The sequence below is a fragment of the Ruegeria sp. CH6 genome (genome assembly GCF_056537005.1).
Map to the genome: position 1 here is coordinate 694,238 of NZ_JBQFQS010000001.1, position 19,575 is coordinate 713,812.

The 19,575-nt window shown below is 56.7% G+C and carries 19 protein-coding genes; 8 read left to right on the plus strand and 11 right to left on the minus strand.

Annotated elements, in window-relative coordinates:
* Positions 1 to 4: 4 nt before the first annotated feature.
* Positions 5 to 580 carry a DUF3306 domain-containing protein gene (locus ACR0CW_RS03535; RefSeq protein WP_480786834.1) on the minus strand — a complete coding sequence of 192 codons (576 nt, stop codon included), beginning with the start codon at positions 578 to 580 and terminating at the stop codon, positions 5 to 7.
* Positions 577 to 1,131: a DUF3305 domain-containing protein gene (locus tag ACR0CW_RS03540; protein WP_480738727.1), complete on the minus strand. Its 555-nt coding sequence runs from the start codon at positions 1,129 to 1,131 to the stop codon at positions 577 to 579. The genes ACR0CW_RS03535 and ACR0CW_RS03540 overlap by 4 nt, the downstream gene beginning before the upstream one ends.
* A gap of 261 nt (positions 1,132 to 1,392) precedes the next feature.
* Here ACR0CW_RS03540 and ACR0CW_RS03545 point away from each other — a divergent pair, with 261 nt between their 5' ends.
* Positions 1,393 to 3,348: a 4Fe-4S binding protein gene (locus tag ACR0CW_RS03545; protein WP_480786835.1), complete on the plus strand. Its 1,956-nt coding sequence runs from the start codon at positions 1,393 to 1,395 to the stop codon at positions 3,346 to 3,348.
* Here ACR0CW_RS03545 and ACR0CW_RS03550 read toward each other — a convergent pair.
* Positions 3,342 to 4,070: a c-type cytochrome gene (locus ACR0CW_RS03550; protein WP_480786836.1), complete on the minus strand. Its 729-nt coding sequence runs from the start codon at positions 4,068 to 4,070 to the stop codon at positions 3,342 to 3,344. The two genes, ACR0CW_RS03545 and ACR0CW_RS03550, sit on opposite strands and share 7 nt — an antisense overlap.
* Before the next feature lie 64 nt (positions 4,071 to 4,134).
* Here ACR0CW_RS03550 and ACR0CW_RS03555 point away from each other — a divergent pair, with 64 nt between their 5' ends.
* The 4 genes from ACR0CW_RS03555 to ACR0CW_RS03570 are packed head-to-tail and all read left to right on the plus strand — an operon-like array spanning position 4,135 to position 6,561.
* The gene (locus ACR0CW_RS03555) at positions 4,135 to 4,332 is read left to right on the plus strand and encodes a DUF6494 family protein (RefSeq protein ID WP_155143546.1); all 198 of its coding nucleotides are present in this window, start codon (positions 4,135 to 4,137) and stop codon (positions 4,330 to 4,332) included.
* Positions 4,329 to 5,390, plus strand: coding sequence for an Mrp/NBP35 family ATP-binding protein (locus ACR0CW_RS03560; RefSeq protein ID WP_155143548.1), 1,062 nt, complete (start codon positions 4,329 to 4,331; stop codon positions 5,388 to 5,390). The genes ACR0CW_RS03555 and ACR0CW_RS03560 overlap by 4 nt, the downstream gene beginning before the upstream one ends.
* Positions 5,387 to 6,085, plus strand: coding sequence for a biotin/lipoate--protein ligase family protein (locus tag ACR0CW_RS03565; protein ID WP_480786837.1), 699 nt, complete (start codon positions 5,387 to 5,389; stop codon positions 6,083 to 6,085). The genes ACR0CW_RS03560 and ACR0CW_RS03565 overlap by 4 nt, the downstream gene beginning before the upstream one ends.
* Entirely contained in the window at positions 6,082 to 6,561 is a 480-nt protein-coding gene (locus ACR0CW_RS03570) for a DUF6505 family protein (RefSeq protein WP_480786838.1), read from the plus strand. Before ACR0CW_RS03565 ends, ACR0CW_RS03570 begins: the two co-directional genes overlap by 4 nt.
* Here the strand turns inward: ACR0CW_RS03570 and ACR0CW_RS03575 are convergent, their stop codons facing one another.
* The 8 genes from ACR0CW_RS03575 to acs form a co-directional block, all read right to left on the minus strand.
* Positions 6,562 to 7,062: a flavin reductase family protein gene (locus ACR0CW_RS03575; RefSeq protein ID WP_170332909.1), complete on the minus strand. Its 501-nt coding sequence runs from the start codon at positions 7,060 to 7,062 to the stop codon at positions 6,562 to 6,564.
* A gap of 88 nt (positions 7,063 to 7,150) precedes the next feature.
* Positions 7,151 to 8,563, minus strand: a complete 1,413-nt coding sequence (locus ACR0CW_RS03580) for a 3'-5' exonuclease (RefSeq protein WP_480786839.1) — start codon at positions 8,561 to 8,563, stop codon at positions 7,151 to 7,153.
* A 2-nt stretch (positions 8,564 to 8,565) separates the two neighbouring features.
* Positions 8,566 to 9,084, minus strand: a complete 519-nt coding sequence (locus ACR0CW_RS03585) for a hypothetical protein (protein ID WP_480786840.1) — start codon at positions 9,082 to 9,084, stop codon at positions 8,566 to 8,568.
* Between the two features lie 61 nt (positions 9,085 to 9,145).
* Positions 9,146 to 10,969 (minus strand): DUF294 nucleotidyltransferase-like domain-containing protein, encoded by a 1,824-nt coding sequence (locus ACR0CW_RS03590; protein ID WP_480786841.1) that lies wholly within the window; start codon positions 10,967 to 10,969, stop codon positions 9,146 to 9,148.
* A gap of 106 nt (positions 10,970 to 11,075) precedes the next feature.
* Positions 11,076 to 12,860, minus strand: a complete 1,785-nt coding sequence (locus ACR0CW_RS03595) for a sodium:solute symporter family protein (RefSeq protein WP_480738700.1) — start codon at positions 12,858 to 12,860, stop codon at positions 11,076 to 11,078.
* Between the two features lie 5 nt (positions 12,861 to 12,865).
* Positions 12,866 to 13,150: a DUF4212 domain-containing protein gene (locus tag ACR0CW_RS03600; RefSeq protein ID WP_155138626.1), complete on the minus strand. Its 285-nt coding sequence runs from the start codon at positions 13,148 to 13,150 to the stop codon at positions 12,866 to 12,868.
* Positions 13,151 to 13,333: 183 nt separating this feature from the next.
* Positions 13,334 to 14,017, minus strand: coding sequence for an adenylate kinase (locus ACR0CW_RS03605; protein ID WP_480786928.1), 684 nt, complete (start codon positions 14,015 to 14,017; stop codon positions 13,334 to 13,336).
* Between the two features lie 7 nt (positions 14,018 to 14,024).
* Positions 14,025 to 15,989, minus strand: coding sequence for an acetate--CoA ligase (acs, locus tag ACR0CW_RS03610; protein WP_480786842.1), 1,965 nt, complete (start codon positions 15,987 to 15,989; stop codon positions 14,025 to 14,027).
* 429 nt (positions 15,990 to 16,418) lie between these two features.
* On the opposite strand from acs, the gene dctP reads away from it, so the two are divergent.
* From dctP to ACR0CW_RS03625, 3 genes are read left to right on the plus strand one after another with little or no spacing between them, the layout of a single operon-like run.
* Entirely contained in the window at positions 16,419 to 17,435 is a 1,017-nt protein-coding gene (gene dctP / locus ACR0CW_RS03615) for a TRAP transporter substrate-binding protein DctP (RefSeq protein WP_155138622.1), read from the plus strand.
* Positions 17,436 to 17,494: 59 nt separating this feature from the next.
* On the plus strand, positions 17,495 to 18,124 hold the full coding sequence (locus ACR0CW_RS03620; protein WP_480786843.1) for a TRAP transporter small permease: 630 nt from the start codon (positions 17,495 to 17,497) through the stop codon (positions 18,122 to 18,124).
* Between the two features lie 3 nt (positions 18,125 to 18,127).
* Complete coding sequence (locus ACR0CW_RS03625) at positions 18,128 to 19,531, plus strand: TRAP transporter large permease (RefSeq protein WP_480786844.1); 1,404 nt, start codon at positions 18,128 to 18,130, stop codon at positions 19,529 to 19,531.
* Positions 19,532 to 19,575 lie beyond the last annotated feature (44 nt).

Sequence of the window (19,575 nt, forward strand, 5' to 3'; positions counted from 1 at the left end):
TTAGTCATCCTTCGAACTCGAACTTCATGCGACGTGGAGCAGGGGGCATTTCCATCTCCTCCGGCTCTTCCGTCTCAGGTGCCAGTGCTACAACCTCGGCGACATCCTCGATTTCGTCAGCAATCGCTTCGGGTGCTTCTTCCAAATCTTCGGCGGGCAAAGCCTCATCTTCGGTCTCGTCTGCGGCGAGCGCTTCGATATGCGCTAACATCCCTTTGCCGACCTGATAGGCGGTCTGAATATTCTCGATCACACAGGCCGCGTCCGTGTAGTCCTCGCCGTAGTCCACTAGGCCATCTACGTTGGCCAGTACGGGGTTGAGCCGCCAAAGACGTCGCAATGCGCGACGGCGCAGGCGATCCGGTATGGCCTGTTCCATAAAGCCGGACACATCATCGCCGGGCTTCAATTGATCGGGATCGGGCAGGTTGAATTCGGCCAGGATTTCATGATCGGGCTTGGCTTCTAACTCGGCCTGCTGATCAGCTACGGCTTTGGCTTCGATCGCCTCGCGTTCTTCATCGGCCTCTGCCAGTACGGCCGCCTTGCGGCGGGACCAGAAATCGCGGGCTTCGGTCATTGCACGATCCTCCGTGGGGCGCGATAGACATCCGAGTCCTGTCGAATGCGGGCATCTCCGCGCCCGTCTTCAACAAGATCGACGCGCTTCTTGTCCCGGCGGCGTTTGACAAACTCTTCATCCCGCCGGTGCAATTGTGCGAAGTCGCGCACCCAGGCGATCAGGCCGTCAGTCATGGGGATCTTCTCAACAATCTCTTCGCCGGTATCGGCGTAGTCTTGTCCTTCGAAAGGAGACGCGGTGATGAGAACAGCGTTCAAGGGGCGATCACCTTCAAGTTCGTCGCGTAGCACGAGATAGATAGATGGCTGTCCGTCTGCCAGATTGGTCAGATAGGCTTCTGTCTCATCCGGCCAAAGGGTAAGTGGAAGGGTGGCGGCGTGGTATTCGACGGCATCACCTTCGCGACGCAGCTCGACCCAATCCGCCGGGCCTGCGCCCGGCAACGCCGCCACGGCGCGCCAACTCCATTGCGCCCAGCGGGTCACTCCGGGTGTTTTGCGCACAACGACGCCAACAGGCATTTCAATCTGGCTTGCGGCCTTCGCCACTGGCTCCTCCCCGGAAGGCTCTCCCCTGCCTTCCCCGTGATGTACTATGGTACATAACTCAGTCGTCTGCCAAGCCCAGAGTGATATGAAAATGTCGTAATCACCAACTGTTTATTCGTATTTTTTCCTATGAAAAGTTGCGGTGAAATCAAAATGTGAAAAATAATGCATGTTTTTTCGTTTTGAGGACTGCCTCGCATTGCCGCCGACGTGATTTAGCCTAAGGTGCAAGAGGACGGAAAGAAGACCCCGGGGGAGGATATGGCCGCAAAACTCTTGCTTTGCGATTGCGCAGGAACTCAGGCGCTGAATTCTGAGCTGATATCTTCAACGTGCGGTTTGGAATGCTCGAAGGTTCACACTGCGCTTTGTACGCGTGAGATCGGAGCCGCTGCTGAGTTCATGCAACATGAGGATGGCATTGTCATTGCCTGCCAGCAGGAGGCCTCGGTCTTTTCCGAGCTAGCGGATGAACTGGGGGTGAACCAGCCTGGGTTCGTCGATTTGCGAGATCGCGCTGGTTGGTCGGAAGAGGGGCAAGATGCCTCTCCAAAGATCGCAGCGCTGGCGGCCGAAGCAATGCTGCCCCAACCGGTAACGCCCAGCGTGGATGTTGTCAGTGAGGGCACATGTTGCATTATCGGGTCTGGCGATGTGGCGTTTGATCTGGCTCAGCGCCTATCTGTTGTGCTTGCAGTAACCGTTCTTACCACAGACGACGCCGAACCAATGAGCCGGGATTATGATGTTGTGCGAGGGCAGATCAAATCACTCAGTGGTGCACTGGGCGGGTTTAGCCTGCGTATAGACAATCTGCAGCAGCTTGAGCCTGGCGGTCGCGGTGGATTTGGGTGGAGCGGATCACGTGATGGTGCCGTTTCGGGTTGTGATATTGTTGTTGATCTAACAGGTGGCATGCCCCTGGTTACTGCGCCCGACAAGCGAGAGGGATATCTGCGGGCTGATCCGCGAGATGCGGTCGCGATCGCGGCTTTGGCATTCGATGCGGCCCAATTGGTCGGGACTTTTGAAAAGCCTCTCTATGTTCGTGTCGAAGAGACTCTGTGCGCCCATTCGCGAGCCGAACAGGTAGGATGTTCGAATTGTCTGGATATCTGTCCAACCGGAGCAATCACACCTGCAGGAGAGCATGTTGAAATTGATCCGATGATCTGTGCGGGCTGCGGGGAATGTGCAGCGCTTTGTCCGTCAACAGCGATTACGTATGAAGATCCGCCAGTTTCTGCTCTGCTCTCAAGGATGCACATTCTGGCCCGAACCTATCGCCGGGCGGGTGGGCAGGCGCCTAGGCTTCTGGTGCATGATGGTCATGGCGCTCAGATGATCCGCATGGCTGCTCGTTTTGGGCGCGGGCTGCCCGCTGATGTCATTCCTCTGGAATTGGGAGTGGTTTCCGGGTTTGGACATGCCGAGATGCTGGCCGGGCTCGCCCATGGCTTTGCGCGGGTCGATGTACTGATGTCACCCAAAACGGAACGAGATGCTTTGGAGCGCGAGCTTATTCTTGCACAGGCTATAGGGGGGCAGGAAGGTCTTGGTCTGATTGATGAGGCGGATCCGGATGCCCTGACGGAGCTTCTCTATACGCAGAATGTGCCAGCGCCGTTGCAGGACGCCGTATTGCCTTTGGGTAATCGTCGTCAAATCTCTCGCCTTGCGGCGCAGGCGTTGAACCCCGAAGCTGCGGAGCCGCTGACACTGCCAGAAAACGCTCCGTATGGCGCAATCGCCGTCGACACAGATGCCTGTACCCTTTGTCTTAGTTGTGTTTCGCTCTGCCCGTCAGGGGCTCTGATCGATAATCCCGATATGCCACAGCTCAATTTTCAGGAGGATGCTTGCCTGCAATGCGGGTTGTGTCGGACCATCTGTCCGGAAAATGCGATCACGCTGGTGCCACAACTTAACCTGAGCGACGAGGCGCTATCTCAGAAGGTGCTGAACGAGGAAGAACCCTTTGCCTGCGTCGAGTGCGGGGCTTTGTTTGGTGTAAAGTCCACGGTTGAACGGATCATGGAGAAGCTTTCGGGTACGCATCCAAGGTTTGCGACATCCGAGCAGGCTAGAATGATCCAGATGTGCGATGACTGCCGGGTTCAGGCGCAATTCCACAGTCAGGACAACCCATTCACATCAAATCCCAAACCAAAGGTTGTGACCACGGACGACTATTTCAGTAAGCGCAGGGATCACTGAAGTTGCAGGGGTGCGCCCAGATCAGCAGCGGACACAACGGCGACAAAGGCAAGAATGGCTTCAAGCTCTTCTTGGGTGATTGCCAGAGGGAAGATGGGCGATGGGCGCCGGGGATCAAACGGAGGCGTAATGCCTTCGATCTGAGTAAAGGCGGGATGCGGGTTCAGCACATAGAACGCCTCGAACCGTTCGGGCCAGTCTGGCATCGCGCGCAAGACCGCAAAGGACGGGGTCGAGCCCAATCCATTCATACGGTTCTGAGGGCCTATGACATGACAGCGCCCGCAATGGGTCAGAGACAGCTCTTCTCCAAGAGCGGCATCGCCGTCGATCTCGATCTGCTCTTCCATGGCGGCAATCTCGAAACTCGCACTGAAGGCCCCCCCATCTGCTGGGGCAAAACTCTCAACGGTCCGTTTACCGATGTCCGAAAGCAGCCAGTCGCGAAACCTAAGTTGTCGTGCGTCGTCTTCGATACGCAGGTGGTAGATGATAGCGTCGCGTTCAAACACCGGATCACCCGGGGGGCCGACCGCCAGCTCCATTTCGCCGGTTTCTACCGCAACAACACGGATCCCGGTCTTGAGTGAGAAGCGTGGGAGAATATGTTTGAGGAGACCGGATTGCTGTACCTCATCCGGCGCTGCAAGGCCAAGTTCCTCCTGCGACCAAGAGGGACTGGCGTAGAGCGTCAGGCTCAGGCACAACAACACACAGCGCATGGCCCAACCTAACGGTGATCGGGTAAATGCGTCAAATGAACTGAATTAGACGGAGACCCATGCGATGAGCGGCGATTACAATATGTCGATGCGCAAATTCCTCAAGCAGGTTGGTGTGACCAGCCAGCAGGCGATCGAGGAAGGCTTGCGTAAGGCGGGAAGCCCCGCGGGCAAGAGTTTTGAGGCCAAGATGGTTCTGACCATCGATGGGCTGGAGGTCGAGCATGTGGTGACAGGTCAGATCAAGGACGGCGACGCATGAGCATTCGCGACGCGGTTCTCGCGAACCTGAAAAAGATCACGGACCCGGTTTCCGGTCAGGACATTGTCAGCGCCGGTATCGTACGTGCGCTGAATGTTGAAAACGACACTGTGCGTTTCGTTCTGGAGATTGATCCGAAGCAGGCAGACAAGATGGAGCCGGTACGGGCCACCGCAGAAAAAGCTGCGCAGATGGTCGAAGGCGTGTCCAAAGTGTCTGCAATGCTGACAGCGCATTCGGATAAGGCGCCACCAGATCTGAAACCCAAACCTAAACCCTCGCAGACCGGCCCTCAGGCCGTGCCGGGCGTGGACCGGATCATCGCTGTCGCTTCGGGCAAAGGCGGCGTGGGTAAATCGACCGTGTCGGCGAACCTGGCCTGTGCACTGGCTGCCGAAGGCCGTCGGGTTGGATTGCTGGACGCGGATGTTTACGGCCCGTCACAACCTCGAATGCTGGGTGTTTCAGGTCGTCCTGCCAGCCCCGACGGAAAGACAATCCTGCCTCTGCGTAATCACGGCGTCACAATGATGTCGATGGGGCTGATGACGAACGAAGGACAGGCGGTTGTCTGGCGTGGACCGATGCTGATGGGGGCCTTGCAGCAGATGATGAGTCAGGTGCAATGGGGCGCGCTGGATGTGCTGATCGTCGACCTTCCACCCGGAACAGGTGATGTGCAGCTGACCCTGAGCCAGAAGTTCAAGGTGGACGGTGCCATCGTCGTGTCGACACCTCAGGATGTTGCGCTGATTGATGCGCGCAAGGGAATCGACATGTTCAGGCAGCTCAAGACGCCGATTGTCGGAATGATCGAAAACATGTCCACCCACATTTGCTCGAACTGCGGGCACGAGGAACATGTGTTTGGTCATGGTGGGGTTGCTAACGAAGCGGCAGCATTGGATGTGCCTTTGCTTGGTGAGATTCCGTTGCATCTGGATATCCGGGTGGCGGCTGATGGGGGTGCGCCCATCGTGGTCAGCAAACCTGACAGTCCTCAGGCAGAGGCGTTCCGGCGTATCGCTCGTGACCTGATTGCCAAAGGCAACGCATGAGCGAACCGGTCTTTCCCCCCTTGCTGACGGGCCATCCTGTGCAGGGTGGGGAAGACCCGTTTGAACGTGCTCAAGCCATGGCGGCGCTGGGCTGCGATGCCGGCTGCGTAGTCTATAACATTCAGGCAGACCGTTTGCGCGTGGCGATCGTTTTCGCGCCCGAGGTATCGCTGCAGGACGCGATGGCAATGCTTCCGCTATGTGCGGTTGGTTTCCAGAACGCGCTGGGCGCGTTGGCCCCGCCTGAGGTGGCGGTGCATCTTGGGTGGGACGGACTAATCTGTGTGAACGGTGCGAAATGTGGTCAGTTTCAAACCGCTGCCTCGACTACTGATACAAGTGCCATACCGGATTGGCTGGTGGTTGGATGGGAGCTTGCCTTGCTGCAAACCGGCGATGCACCCGGTGATAATCCGGATGTTACCGCGCTTTATGACGAAGGCTGTGCAGATGTTTCGCCGACACAGCTTGTCGAAAGCTGGTCACGACATATGCTGACATGGCTCAATCGCTGGCAGGACGAGGGGAATGCCCCCTTGCACGGTGAATGGATGGGCTTGCTGCGCGGGGTAGGTGAGCCGTTAGGAGATCAGGGTGTGTTTCTCGGCACGGATGAGCGGTTTGGAATGCTGATCCGTGATGGTGCCGAAACGCATCTGCGCCCGCTGACGCAATTGTTGGAGACCACCCGATGAAACTGGCCCGTGCAATTCACTTCGATGAAAGCGACATGAATGTCTTTCACTCTCCGGCAAGAACCGGTGAGTGGTGCATATCCGGGGGATTTGAGTTTTCAAACTGGGGCGAAGGCGATCTGGAGGGCAAGGCACGACAGGCTTTTGCCAATGGGTGGTTGGGGCTTGAGACATTTGGACGTGTGACTTTCGTGGCGGTCACTCAGATAGAACCTGCCGAAGTAGAGCAGCTCAAACAGAGCCTCGCTGAGCATTTTGTTCGTCTCTACGGCGCTCCATCACTTGAAGCGGCTATCGAAGTGGCACAGGTCGAAATCGACCATATGTCGGAGATGTGCGAAGATCATGCGCCCAACACGCTGCTGACTGTCGCGCGCGAGCTGACCGGGGCAGGGGTTCACGAAGCATTCCGTGTGATCACGCCGCAGGAAACTCAGCTGGAAGCGTTGGCTATTCACGGCTCGCTGGACGAGTAATCAGATCAGATCGGCAAACCCGCCAAATTGCCCGCGCTTGAAGATCAGGCCTTTGCCCGACCGATGCATTACGGTCTCGACACGGCCTACAAGGATCAAATGATCGCCGGCTTCATGGCAATCGTGCAGGCTACAGTCAAAACGGGCGAGACAATCAGCTAACCTGGGTCGTCCGGCATGATCGCTTTCCCAATCAGCGTGTGAGAAATCCAGCCCATTGCGGGCGAATTTCAACGCTTGATCCTGTTGTTCTTGCGCCATGACGTGAATGGAATAGTGCTGGCACGTGCTGAACGCATCGAACCGGTTGGAATCTTTGGCCAAACACCAAAGCACCAATGGTGGATCAAGCGACACCGAAGCGAATGAGTTTACGGTGATCGCGATAGGGCCGTTGGCGGCATTGGTTGTGACCACTGTCACACCGGTGCCAAAACACCCCAGGGCCTCACGAAACGCAAGGCTTTCATCCGGGCCGGGGGTAAAGGTTTTCTCGGTCATCGCGCGCTCATTCAGTAGCCGCGCCTCAGGTGCCACGCTGCGCAGGGATTGTCCATGAAAAGCTGTATCCGGATTGAAGGAATTCCAATCAGTTCAGATCTTCCAGCAATCGCCCATGTTTGCGGGTTTCCTTGATGACATCGCCAAACGTGGTCATTCCGCGTGCATTCAGGATGGGTAGCATCTTTACCAAGGCTTCAGCCGTGGCGACCGCATCTCCCAAAGCCGTATGCCGAAGGGTCTCTGGAATCGTGATACCCAGCCGCTCACAAACCGCATCAAGTGTATGTGTTTCGCTGGCCCCGAACACCACTGCCGACAGCAACACAGTATCCAGAATTGGATGAGACCACTCGACATCCATCCTCTTCGAATGGCGGTGTAGAAACGCCATGTCAAAGGGTGCGTTGTGAGCAACGATAACGGCATCGCGTGCAAAGTGGTGAAACATGCGACCAGCCTGTGCGATATCGGGGGCACCCTGAACCATTTGGTCACTGACTTTATGGACTTTGGTCGAGGCAGCCGGGATCGGAATTCCCGGGTCAACCAGAGTATTCAATTGCTCACCCTCGACGATCTTTCCTTTGACCACACGAACTGCGCCGATCTGAACAATTTCGTCCTTATGGGGCAACAATCCGGTGGTTTCAGTGTCGAACACCACAAAGCACAAATCTGACAAGGCGCGGTTTTCAAACGCCTCATCACTGGGCGTTTCGAGCAGATCAAAGTCGTAGATAAGTGGGCGCGCGGCTTCGGGTGGTATACGCGCGACGCTGTCTTCGAAAATCAGCATGTATCCCGGTGCATCGCCCAAGGGCTTCATGCGCACGGTATAGGTCTGCATTCCATCCGCACTGGTCAGGGTGCAGTAAACATCCAACCCGGTTTTGATGAGCTTGGCATACGCATCCGTAAGCGGTTTTCGTTCAAGGTAGTCAAAGAGAGATGCGTTCAGGCGGGGGTGCGCAATCTGAGCCAGAACACCGGCGGCCTGTGCATCATAAAGCACGATCTGATGTTTCGGACTGGCCAGCAGCATGGCAACGGGGATTTCAGACAACAGGTCTGTCAGCCGCTTTTTTTCAAAGGCCAGATGCGCGGTTTCGGCAGCGACAGCTTCGGCCGTTTGCATCGCGTTTTCTGCCAATTGCTCGGCAAGCCCGGCAGCGGCAGGGGCCAGATCCCCCAGATAGCGAGCGGCCTGAAGATCCAGATCGCTGCTGACCCCGGCATGCGCACGTGCACGAAGCTCGGCTGATAGCCGCTCAATTGGTTTGGCAACATTGTCGTCAAACAACAGCCAGACGCCTGCAATCAGCGCCAGCAGGCCGAAGGCGATCAGGATCTCCGCAAATATATAAGCGTTGGCAAGATCAGGGTCACCAGCACGTGCATAGCTGATCCACAAGGCAACGGAACTGATGACAAGACCGCCAAAAGCCAGCAGGCAAAAGAACAGAAATATCCTCAGACGTAGGCTCAGACGGGTCAGCATGATCAAACCCCGCAGGTGGCCTCAATGATTGGATCATCGGATGGCACTTTGATCCAGTCGGCATTCAGAAGGCGTCCATCATCGGCGAAATCGGCCCCGTCTGCCAGATTGGCCCGACGGTTTTCTGCGCAGTCTACAGCCACAGGCACTTTGGATACGGGGGCCCAGCGACCGAAAAGGTACAGGTCAACCAACCGCTCGTCAGGCACTTGCTCATGGGTGCGAACCGATACTGTGTCGATAGCCGCAAAGCGATCAATGAAGGGGACAGCGTAAGTCCAGGGGCGATAGAAAGCGCGGCTTTCAACCTCCTGGATTACTGCTAAACCTTCGGGCAGGGTGTCCTTTGTGCGCTTGTACCAGGAGTATTCGCTGGCGACCGTCATGCTGATCATACCCACGCCGGCGGCAACCGGCGCGGCCCAACGGGGCAGGCGGCCACCCGTCACCTTGTTCAACACCATGACGATACCTGCAAAGGCGAGCCCTGCGAAGATTGTGCCTACCAATTCCAGAAACATTCTGCTTCTCCGTATTTCCGGCTAACCGCGCCTTCAGTTTCCCGATTTGGCCGTCCGCAGGTCAGCCCAACATACCCTTGCCATGCCCAACCGCTGATTGCATCGTTTTTACCACGACAAATGCATCGCGTAGATGACTTCGCTCAAAGTCGGACAAGGCTGAGGGCGGCATGTAGTTGTCTGGCTTTTCACCGGATTTGACCAGCCTTACCTGATTTTCAAGCCGCGTTTCAGCAATCAGATCATACGCATCCAGCAAATCCCGAGCACCCGATGCGCTGAGCACACCCGCGCTTTCGGCAGCTTTCAGGCGGGCACGTGTGTTCGCTTGGGTCAGTTGCCCTTGCAGGCTGTAGATGCGGGCGAGATCGACCACCGGCACAACGCCGTTGTGTTTCAGATCCAGAGTATTGCGATGCTCGCCCGAACGTATTGTCGCAAAACCGCGCAACAAGCTCAGCGGTGGTGTGTGCTTTAGCGAGTTGGATATCATATGGGCCACAAAGATCGAATTGGCGTTGGCTTTGGCAAGCGTATCAGCTTGGAGGTCCGAGAACAGCTCGAACGCACCTCCGATGGGGCGCAGGTCGAACATAACGGATGCCAGCATCTGCGCCTCGGGGTTTGGCTTGTTGATCCAACCGCTAAAATAATCGCGCCAGACACGGGCAGGCTGACACCAGCGCGGGTTCGTCGCCATCATGTCCCCGGGGCAATAGAAATACCCGCACTGGTCCAATCCATCGGAAACAAATTTTGCCAGAGCGTGGAAGTAGGTCATGTCGGCATCGGACACGCCGTCATCCAGTATCATGCAGTTGTCCTGGTCCGATACGCCTGTCTGTTCCTGTCGACCCTGAGAGCCGCAGGCCAGCCACAGATACGGCACCGGCGGTGGGCCCATCTTCTGTTCCGCCAAGGCGAGTAGTCGGCGCGTCACCGTGTCGGCAATATCGGTGATGAGGCGGGTCACAATCTCATGCCGGTTTCCACCGGCCACCAATTGCACCAGCAGCTGGGGTATTTCGGCTGTGACCGACGCCATTTCTTCAGCTGAATTTGCCTGCGCTATCCTGCGTACAAGCTCGGCCGAACTTACAGCTTGATAATGTGTAAGATCTGTCTGAGTCACTATGCCCACAAGCCGGCCATGGTCGGTGATGGGAATATGGCCGATGCCGCGTTCCATCATGACGTGAAGCACGTCAGAGCCGATATCTGTGGGGGACAGCGTGATCGGGTTGCGCGTCATGATCGCCGAGATTGGCGTATCTGGCGCCATCGCATCTGCGACGTACTTTCCCGAAATATCGCGCAGGGTTGCGATGCCCAGCAGGTTGTCGTCGTCGGTCACGCAAAGTGAGGATATCCCCTTGTCCCGCATCGTCCGTGCAGCGTGCTGAACTGGGGTGGAAGGGGGGCAGGTCGTCGGATCCGAAGCCATCAGAATGTCGACCGAACTGGTGGCCAGACTTTGCGGACCAGCCCGCTCACCCCGGCTGCGGTTGAAGAATTTGGAAACGACGTCATGCCCGTCAATCAACTCGCGCACCAGAGCCGGAGGCAGGACAATCAGAATGGAAGGGGCATGCGCCCGCGCCTTGGTGGCGGCCTTACCGTTTTTGAGCAGGCCCCGCTCACCGAAAGAATTACGAAGACCGAGATGGGACACGATGGCACCATTCTCATCCGTGATTTCAACCTGACCTTCATAGATGACGAATACGCCGGGCAATGTATGGCCCAGATCGTAAACTTCTGAATCCTCATCAACCTCCCAGACCTCGATCTGTTTTGCGACCTGCTCGAGCACAGGGGCGGGCAGGGCGTCATAGGGATGAACGGATTTCAGGAACCGGGTGATCTGTTCATGGGACAGGGGCATCAGATTTCTCCGGTATTCTGGAAAAATCCCGCCCGGTGGAATGCCGGGCGGGAATAGTCAGTCGAAAGACGCGGCCCTTGGAAAGTAGCCAGAGGCCGCATCATGCTCAATGGTCCTGAGCTGCGCCCGCACCACGGGGAATGCGGATGCTTTCGACCATATCTTTGATCTCCTGCGGGGTCTCCTTGGTCATGCCGGAAACCACATAGGCGACGCCGAAGTTGACCATTGCACCGATTGCGCCGAACGAGGTCGACTTGATCGGACCCAGCAGCGGGTCAGCATCGGTGAACGAGTTGGTGCCCGGAATGAACAGCCAGCCCTTGTGCAGGAAGATGTAGACCAGGGTGACGGTCAGACCGGCCAGCATACCTGCCACGGCACCGGTGTTGTTGATGCGGGTCGAGAAGATCCCCATCATCAGTGCCGGGAAGATCGAGGCAGCCGCCAGACCAAAGGCCAAGGCAACCGTCTGCGCCGCAAAGCCCGGTGGGTTCAGACCCAGATAGGTTGCGACAACGATGGCCACAGCCATTGCGATACGTGCCGACAGAAGCTCGCCTTTTTCCGAGATCTGCGGATTGATCGCACCCTTGATCAGGTCGTGGGACACAGCCGACGAAATCGCCAGCAGCAGGCCCGCGGCGGTCGACAGAGCGGCCGCAAGACCACCAGCAGCAACCAGACCGATCACCCAACCCGGCAGGTTGGCAATTTCGGGGTTGGCCAGAACCAGGATATCGCGGTTGAACTTAGTCAGCTCGTTACCGACCCAGCCTTTTTCTTCGGCAAGCGCCTGCATGTCGGCATTCTTGTCGTTGTAGTACTGGATCTTGCCGTCACCGTTCTTGTCTTCCCAGTCCAGCAGGCCGGTTTTCTTCCACGTGGCCATCCAGTCATAACGCGCGTCATTGTCGATCTGTTCGACCTTCACAGCACCGCCATCAATGCCACCATTGGGCCACATCATGTCGGTGATGTTCAGACGAGCCATTGCGCCAACCGCAGGTGCGGTCAGATACAGCAGCGCGATGAAGACCAGCGCCCAGCCAGCGGACCAACGTGCGTCAGATACTTTCGGTACGGTGAAGAAGCGCATGATTACGTGCGGCAGACCGGCGGTACCGATCATCAGCGACAGCGTAAACAACACCATGTTCAGCGTATTCGAATGATGGGCAGTGTAGTCGTTGAAGCCCAGCTCGGTCACGATGGCGTCCAGTTTGGTCAGCAGTGGCTCACCGCCGGCAGTATCACCGAACAGACCCAGAGCAGGAATTGGATTACCTGTCAGCTGCAACGAGATGAAAATGGCCGGGATAGTATAGGCGGTGATCAGTACGCAGTACTGAGCGACCTGAGTATAGGTCACGCCCTTCATCCCGCCAAACACCGCGTAGGCAAACACAACGCCTGCACCAATCAACAACCCTGTGGTGTTTGACACTTCGAGGAAGCGGCCAAAGGCCACGCCAACGCCGGTCATCTGGCCGATCACGTAGGTCACGGAAGCTACGATCAGGCAGATTACCGCAACGATGCGCGCGGTCTGACTGTAAAAACGGTCGCCAATGAACTCTGATACCGTGAATTTGCCAAACTTACGCAGGTAAGGGGCAAGCAGCAGTGCCAGCAGAACGTAGCCACCGGTCCAGCCCATCAGGAACGAGCTGTTGTCATAGCCGGTAAAGGCGATGAGGCCAGCCATCGAGATGAACGAGGCCGCAGACATCCAGTCCGCCGCTGTCGCCATGCCGTTGGTGACCGGGTGAACGCCGCGCCCGGCGGCGTAGAATTCCGATGTGGAACCCGCGCGGGCCCAGATCGCGATGCCGATGTATAGCGCAAAGGACGCGCCCACAAACAGCAGGTTGATTGTAAACTGGTCCATTCCGCTTACTCCTCGTCCACGCCGTATTCAGCGTCCAGCTTGTTCATGCGCCAGGCGTAGTTGAAGATCAGCACCAGAAAGACCAGAATCGATCCCTGCTGGGCGAACCAAAAGCCCAGATCAGTGCCGCCTACGGGGATACCTGACAGCAGCGGACGCAGCAGGATGCCGAATCCAAATGACACCAGCGCCCAGATGATCAGGCTGATGACGATAAGGCGCAGGTTGGCCTGCCAATAGCCCTTATCGGACTCGGCAGTCTGCGCGGAGTTTGTTGATTGATCCGCCATTGCGGGTTCCTCCTTGCTTCCTCCTTGGGCGACCCTTTGTCCATTTCCTCCAGCGCGCAGGGCCGCTTTTCGATATGCCGAATACCCGCGTGGCATCAGGCAAGACTTCTCCGGTCCGCCAAGGCGGGTCCATTGAAGTATTCTTTAGGAATTCGGCCCTTGTTCAGGGCGGGCCGACTTCCCTTAGTTCATCGCGTCGTTGACGATCCTTTCCAGATTGCCTGCGATGTCGTTGATATTGCCCATGGCGTTCAGGCCTTTCAGAACCCCATGATCTTGGTAGTAAGTAATCAGCGGCGCGGTCTGCGCGTGATAGGCCGCCAGACGCGATGCAACTGTCTCGGCGCTGTCATCAGCGCGGCGGTTAAATTCGGTGCTGCCACACTTGTCACATTCACCTTCGACCGCCGGAGCTTTGAACGTGTCGTGGTATCCTTCGCCACATCCGGCGCAGGTGTAACGACCTGAGATGCGTTTCACCATTTCAGCGTCTTCAACCTCAAGGCTGATCGCTGCGTTGATCTTCTGCCCGGTTTCCGCCAGCAGCCCGTCCAGTGCCTCGGCCTGAACCGTGGTGCGTGGGAAACCGTCCAGAATGACGCCCTTGGCACAGTCCGGTTCAGCCAGGCGATCCCGCAGAATAGCGATGACGATCTCGTCACTGACCAGATCACCGGCCTCCATTACCGCCTTCGCAGTTTTGCCAGCCTCTGTCCCGGCCGCAACAGCGGCGCGCAGTAGGTCGCCGGTGCTGAGTTGCACCAGACCGAACTTGTCTTCAAGCATCCGCGCCTGTGTACCCTTCCCGGCGCCCGGAGGGCCGAGAAGGATCAGAACAGCGGGTGTGGTGATCGTGGCAGCGTCCATCACATCCTCACTTGTTCGCACGGTTTTCAATCAGATCTTCGACCACCGAAGGATCGGCCAGGGTCGAGGTGTCACCTAGCGAGCCAAAGTCGTTCTCGGCAATCTTGCGCAGGATACGGCGCATGATCTTGCCGGAACGGGTCTTGGGCAGGCCAGGGGCCCACTGGATCACGTCTGGTGACGCAATCGGGCCGATCTCGGTCCGTACCCAGGTGCGCAGCTCTTTCAGCAACTCATCCGAAGGTTCACGATCATTCATCAAAGTGACGTAGCAGTAGATACCTTGTCCCTTGATTTCATGTGGGTAGCCAACCACAGCGGCCTCGGCCACAGCGGCATGTGCAACCAGAGCGCTTTCGACCTCGGCCGTGCCCATGCGGTGACCCGAGACGTTGATCACGTCGTCAACACGGCCAGTGATCCAGTAATCACCATCCTCGTCACGGCGGCAGCCGTCACCGGTGAAATAGTAGCCTTTGTAGTCCGAGAAATATGTCTTCTCGAACCGCTCGTGATCACCCCAAACGGTGCGCATCTGGCCGGGCCAGCTGTCTTTGATACACAAAACACCTTCGACGCCATTGCCGTTGATCTCGACGCCGGACTGAGGGTCCAGAACCACCGGGACAATGCCAAAGAAAGGTTTCATTGCCGAGCCAGGCTTCATCGCGTGGGCACCGGGCAGGGGGGTCATCAGGTGACCACCAGTTTCCGTCTGCCACCATGTATCAACGATCGGGCAATTCCCTTTGCCGACAACTTCATTGTACCAGTTCCATGCCTCGGGGTTGATTGGTTCACCCACCGTGCCCAGTACTTTGAGATCGCTCAGGTCGCATTTCTCGACGAATTCGTTGCCTTGCCCCATTAGGGCGCGGATAGCCGTCGGGGCGGTGTAGAACTGGTTGACCTTGTGCTTTTCACAGACCTGCCAGAACCGGCTCGCGTCCGGATAGGTCGGTACACCCTCGAACATCAGCGTCGTCGCTCCGTTCGCCAGAGGGCCATAGACGATGTAGCTGTGGCCGGTGACCCAGCCAACATCCGCGGTACACCAGTAGATGTCGCCGTCATGATAGTCGAAGGTAATCTCGTGGGTCAGCGAAGCGTAAACGAGGTAACCACCGGTGGTATGTACAACGCCCTTTGGCTGACCGGTCGAGCCTGAGGTGTAAAGGATGAACAGCGGGTCTTCGGCGCTCATCTCAGCTGGCGCGCAGTAGTCATCCGCCTCAAGCGCCATTTCGTTGTAGTCGTAGTCGCGACCGTCGATCCAGGTGGTCTGGCCACCCGTGCGTTTTACAACCAGACATTTGACGGTGTCCTTGCAGTGCAGCAGCGCTGCATCTGCATTGGATTTCAGCGGGGTTTTACGACCACCACGAGGGGCTTCGTCTGCGGTGATGACAACCTTGGCGTCACAGCCATTGATCCGGGCAGCCAGAGCGTCGGGGGAAAATCCAGCAAAAACAATCGAATGGATTGCGCCGATCCGGGCGCATGCCAGCATGGCATAGGCCGCCTCGGGGATCATCGGCAGATAGATAACGACCCGGTCGCCTTTGCGTACACCCATCGATTCCAGAATGTTGGCCATCCGGCAGGTGCGACGGTGCAGCTCGGCATATGTGATGTGCTGCGCTTCGTCATTTGGATCATCCGGCTCCCAGATGATTGCTGTCTGATCACCGCGGGTTTTCAGATGTCGATCCAGGCAGTTGGCGGAAACGTTCAGCGTCCCGTCCGCATACCAGTTGATTCCAACAGAGCCGAAGTCATAGCTGACATCCTTGACCTGCGTGTAGGGCTTGATCCAGTCCACCCGCTTGCCCTGCTCATCCCAGAATGCCACAGGGTCGTTGATGGAGGCCGCATACATCTCGTTGTATTTTTCAGCGTTGACATGCGCGCGGGCTACAGTGTCGGCGGACGGCGGAAAGGTCGTGGCATCTGCCTGGGCAGCGGTTGTCATTCTGAGGCTCCTCCCTCTGGACTATATTGAACTGGGCCGATTTTGCCTGCTGAACCGGCAATGTCGACCCATATCCTCCCTGGTGGCAATAATACGGAGAGCTGAAAACAATGAAATAAATTACAGATATCTCAGGATTAGTTTGTAAATTAGTTTCATCAAACCTTGAAAATCTGTAAATATAATTTCGTATGATTTGTGGAAATACAATGAAAATAATGACTTGGCTGTAACGGATTTCTAAGGTTGCAATCGGCCTCTCGATATTCAGTAAAAGTCATTCTGGACTCATCTTTTGGTTGTTAGCGTATGACGGTTCCGTTCACCCTTGATCAGGAATGTCACCCGGGGGTTGGCACATACCGATGTTGGCGCTAGCTTTGGGCCTAAGCGCCCCGGCAAGGGGGTGCAGCAATGGGAGAAATCACTATGAAAAAGATGTTGAGCGGCGCTGCTGTTGCCGCTTTGGGTGTTGCGTTCGCGTCAGAAGCCGTCGCAACAGAATGGAACGCCTCAGTCTGGGGTAAGCGCCGCGCATTCACCGAACATGTTGAAAAGCTTGCAGAACTGGTGAGTGAAAAGACCGGCGGCGATTTCACGATCAACGTCAGCTATGGCGGCCTCTCAAAGCCGAAAGAGAATCTGGACGGCATTGAAATCGGTGCGTTTGAGATGGCTCAGTTCTGTGCTGGATATCACCGCGACAAGAACCGTGCCATTACTGTGCTTGAGCTTCCGTTCCTGGGTGTAAACACGCTGGACGAAGAAGTGGCTGTCAGCCACGCAGTATATGATCATCCGGCTGTAAAGGATGAGATGGCGCAGTGGAACGCGCGCATCATCATGACCTCGCCGATGCCGCAGTACAATCTGGTCGGAACCGGTGATCCAAGGGATGAACTGGCAGAGTTCGATGGTATGCGTGTCCGCGCAACCGGTGGACTGGGTCAGGCGTTCGAAGCAGTAGGGGGTGTGCCGACATCCGTACCTGCAACCGAAGCCTACAACGCAATGGAATCCGGTGTTGTTGACACCGTGGCGTTTGCACAGCACGCACATTTGTCGTTCGGAACCATCAACGAAGCAGATTGGTGGACCGCCAACCTGAACCCCGGAACGGTGAACTGCCCGGTGGTTGTGAATATCGAAGCATACGAAGCGCTGTCGCCGGAACATCGTGAAGCGCTGGACAGCTCGATTGACGAAGCCATCGACCATTATCTGGCAAACTATGGCTCGTTGCTCGAGAAATGGGACGGTGTGCTTGATGAAAAAGGCGTTCAGAAAGTCATGATCGACGACGCTGTAATTGCCGATTTCCGCGCCAAGGCAGCAGACCCAATCCGCGAACAGTGGATTGCCGACATGTCCGCTCAGGGCCTGCCTGCGCAGGATCTCTATGATCTGGTACAGACGACGTTGCAGCAGCAACGCAGCGGTAACTGATCGACAAAACCCGGGCGCCAGAAGGCGCCCGGTCACTTTCAGAAACAGGGGATTACCGGATGGCAGGACAGGCCACGGTATTGGAAGACGGCAGTCTGCTCAGCCGTCTTGATCGTCATTTGCTTGGGATTGAGAAGTTTCTTGCCCTTATCAGCGGGCTGGCGGTGTTTGGATTGATGCTGCTGGCCGTGATTTCTGTCAGCGGGCGCAACGCAGTCAATGTGCCCTTGCCGGGTTATGTGGACTGGATCGAGCAGATGATGCCGCTGATTGCATTTCTCGGCATATCTTACGTTCAGCGTGACGGCGGGCATATTCGCATGGATATCGTAATCTCTCGTCTGCATGGTCGGGCGCTGTGGTTGTTCGAACTGTTGTCAGTCGTGTTGATCCTTGTTCTCATGCTGGCTCTGGTCTGGGGCAGTTGGGCGCATTTTGACCGGTCTTTTGATTTTGGTGCCCCAATGTGGAGCCGCGACAGCTCGATCGATATCGGCATCCCGATCTGGCCTGCCAAACTATTGGCACCCGTAGCATTTTCGGTGCTGTGTGTTCGCTTGGTTCTGCAAGTCTGGGGATATGGGCGTGCTTTTCTGCTGGGGTTGGAAACTCCGGTTGCGGTGCCGTTGATACAAGACGCGGCGGCGCAGGCAGCTGCCGAAGCCGAGCAGTTTGAAGGGCAGGACTAACACATGGACACGATCGAAATTGGCCTGTGGGTTACAGGCGGCCTGTTGGTTCTTGTCGTTACTGGAATGCGCGTTGCCTTTGCTGCGGGGCTGGCTGGGCTCGTCGGGCTTGTCTGGATTTTCTGGGCCAAGTTTGGCTATGATCCGGATCGTTTCGGAAAAGCGCTGACCGTTGCCGTAAAGACAGCAGGGCAGGTGCCGCATTCTAAGGTTGCCTCACATACGCTCAGCCTGATCCCGACATTCATCCTGATCGGATACCTCGCTTATTACGCAGGGCTGACCCGGGCTTTGTTCGAGGCGGCCAAGCGCTGGATTGCCTGGGTCCCGGGGGGGCTTGCGGTTTCGACAGTATTTGCGACGGCAGGTTTTGCAGCCGTTTCTGGCGCATCTGTTGCTACGTCGGCGGTGTTCGCCCGTATCGCAATCCCTGAAATGTTGGACGTCGGTTACAACAAACGCTTTGCGGCAGGGGTGGTGGCTGCCGGGGGTACGTTGGCGTCGCTGATTCCTCCTTCAGCGATCCTTGTGATCTATGCGATCATTGTAGAACAGAACGTAGGTATGCTGCTGCTCGCAGGGTTTATTCCCGGCGCCTTCTCGGCGCTGATCTATGGGTTGCTGATCGTTGGCATCGCACTGGTCTTTAAATCCGTGGGTCCGCCAGTCAGAGGGTTCACATGGAAACAGCGTTTCTCGTCATTACCAGGTGCGTTGCCGATCGTTGCGGTGGTTCTGATCATCATCTGCTTTGTCTATAACCCGTTCGGTGAAGACGCATGGGGTACACCAACGGAAGGTGGAGCCATCGGAGCCTTTATCGTGTTCTGCTTTGCGCTGTTTCATGGCATGCGTTGGACCGAGTTCAAATCAGCGCTGCTAGAGACTGCAAAGCTGACGGCGATGATCTTTGCCATCATCTGGGGCGTTCTGATCTATGTTCGGTTTCTGGGGTTTGCAGACCTGCCGGGAGCGTTCTCGGATTGGATAACCTCGCTCGAAATGTCACCGATGCTGATCCTGATTTGCATCCTGCTGGCTTATGCGGTGCTGGGTATGTTCATGGATGCCATCGGAATGCTGCTGCTGACGCTGCCTGTGGTGTATCCGGCTGTGATGGCTCTGAACGGTGGTGAAGCAGTGAGTGCTGCCGAAAGTACCTTTGGTATGTCTGGCCCCATGTGTGCGATCTGGTTCGGCATCTTGGTGGTGAAAATGGCAGAGTTCTGTCTGATCACGCCACCCATTGGCCTGAACTGTTTTGTGGTTGCAGGTGTACGTCCGGATCTGAGCGTTCAGGATGTCTTCAAGGGTGTCACACCGTTCTTTGTGGCTGACGCAGTTACCATCGCGCTGCTGGTCGCATTCCCGGGTATCGTTTTGTACTTGCCATCCCTTGCAGGGTAGAAAAAAGCCCCGGCCAATGGCCGGGGCGAGTTGCCTGAATGTGC

Coding starts and splice junctions, on each gene's coding strand:
- ACR0CW_RS03535 (WP_480786834.1), bottom strand. CDS start 580: ATGACCGAAGCCCGCGATTTCTGGTCCCGCCGCAAGGCGGCCGTACTG.
- ACR0CW_RS03545 (WP_480786835.1), top strand. CDS start 1,393: ATGGCCGCAAAACTCTTGCTTTGCGATTGCGCAGGAACTCAGGCGCTG.
- ACR0CW_RS03550 (WP_480786836.1), bottom strand. CDS start 4,070: ATGCGCTGTGTGTTGTTGTGCCTGAGCCTGACGCTCTACGCCAGTCCC.
- ACR0CW_RS03555 (WP_155143546.1), top strand. CDS start 4,135: ATGAGCGGCGATTACAATATGTCGATGCGCAAATTCCTCAAGCAGGTT.
- ACR0CW_RS03560 (WP_155143548.1), top strand. CDS start 4,329: ATGAGCATTCGCGACGCGGTTCTCGCGAACCTGAAAAAGATCACGGAC.
- ACR0CW_RS03565 (WP_480786837.1), top strand. CDS start 5,387: ATGAGCGAACCGGTCTTTCCCCCCTTGCTGACGGGCCATCCTGTGCAG.
- ACR0CW_RS03570 (WP_480786838.1), top strand. CDS start 6,082: ATGAAACTGGCCCGTGCAATTCACTTCGATGAAAGCGACATGAATGTC.
- ACR0CW_RS03575 (WP_170332909.1), bottom strand. CDS start 7,062: ATGACCGAGAAAACCTTTACCCCCGGCCCGGATGAAAGCCTTGCGTTT.
- ACR0CW_RS03580 (WP_480786839.1), bottom strand. CDS start 8,563: ATGCTGACCCGTCTGAGCCTACGTCTGAGGATATTTCTGTTCTTTTGC.
- ACR0CW_RS03585 (WP_480786840.1), bottom strand. CDS start 9,084: ATGTTTCTGGAATTGGTAGGCACAATCTTCGCAGGGCTCGCCTTTGCA.
- ACR0CW_RS03590 (WP_480786841.1), bottom strand. CDS start 10,969: ATGCCCCTGTCCCATGAACAGATCACCCGGTTCCTGAAATCCGTTCAT.
- ACR0CW_RS03595 (WP_480738700.1), bottom strand. CDS start 12,860: ATGGACCAGTTTACAATCAACCTGCTGTTTGTGGGCGCGTCCTTTGCG.
- ACR0CW_RS03600 (WP_155138626.1), bottom strand. CDS start 13,150: ATGGCGGATCAATCAACAAACTCCGCGCAGACTGCCGAGTCCGATAAG.
- ACR0CW_RS03605 (WP_480786928.1), bottom strand. CDS start 14,017: ATGGACGCTGCCACGATCACCACACCCGCTGTTCTGATCCTTCTCGGC.
- acs (WP_480786842.1), bottom strand. CDS start 15,989: ATGACAACCGCTGCCCAGGCAGATGCCACGACCTTTCCGCCGTCCGCC.
- dctP (WP_155138622.1), top strand. CDS start 16,419: ATGAAAAAGATGTTGAGCGGCGCTGCTGTTGCCGCTTTGGGTGTTGCG.
- ACR0CW_RS03620 (WP_480786843.1), top strand. CDS start 17,495: ATGGCAGGACAGGCCACGGTATTGGAAGACGGCAGTCTGCTCAGCCGT.
- ACR0CW_RS03625 (WP_480786844.1), top strand. CDS start 18,128: ATGGACACGATCGAAATTGGCCTGTGGGTTACAGGCGGCCTGTTGGTT.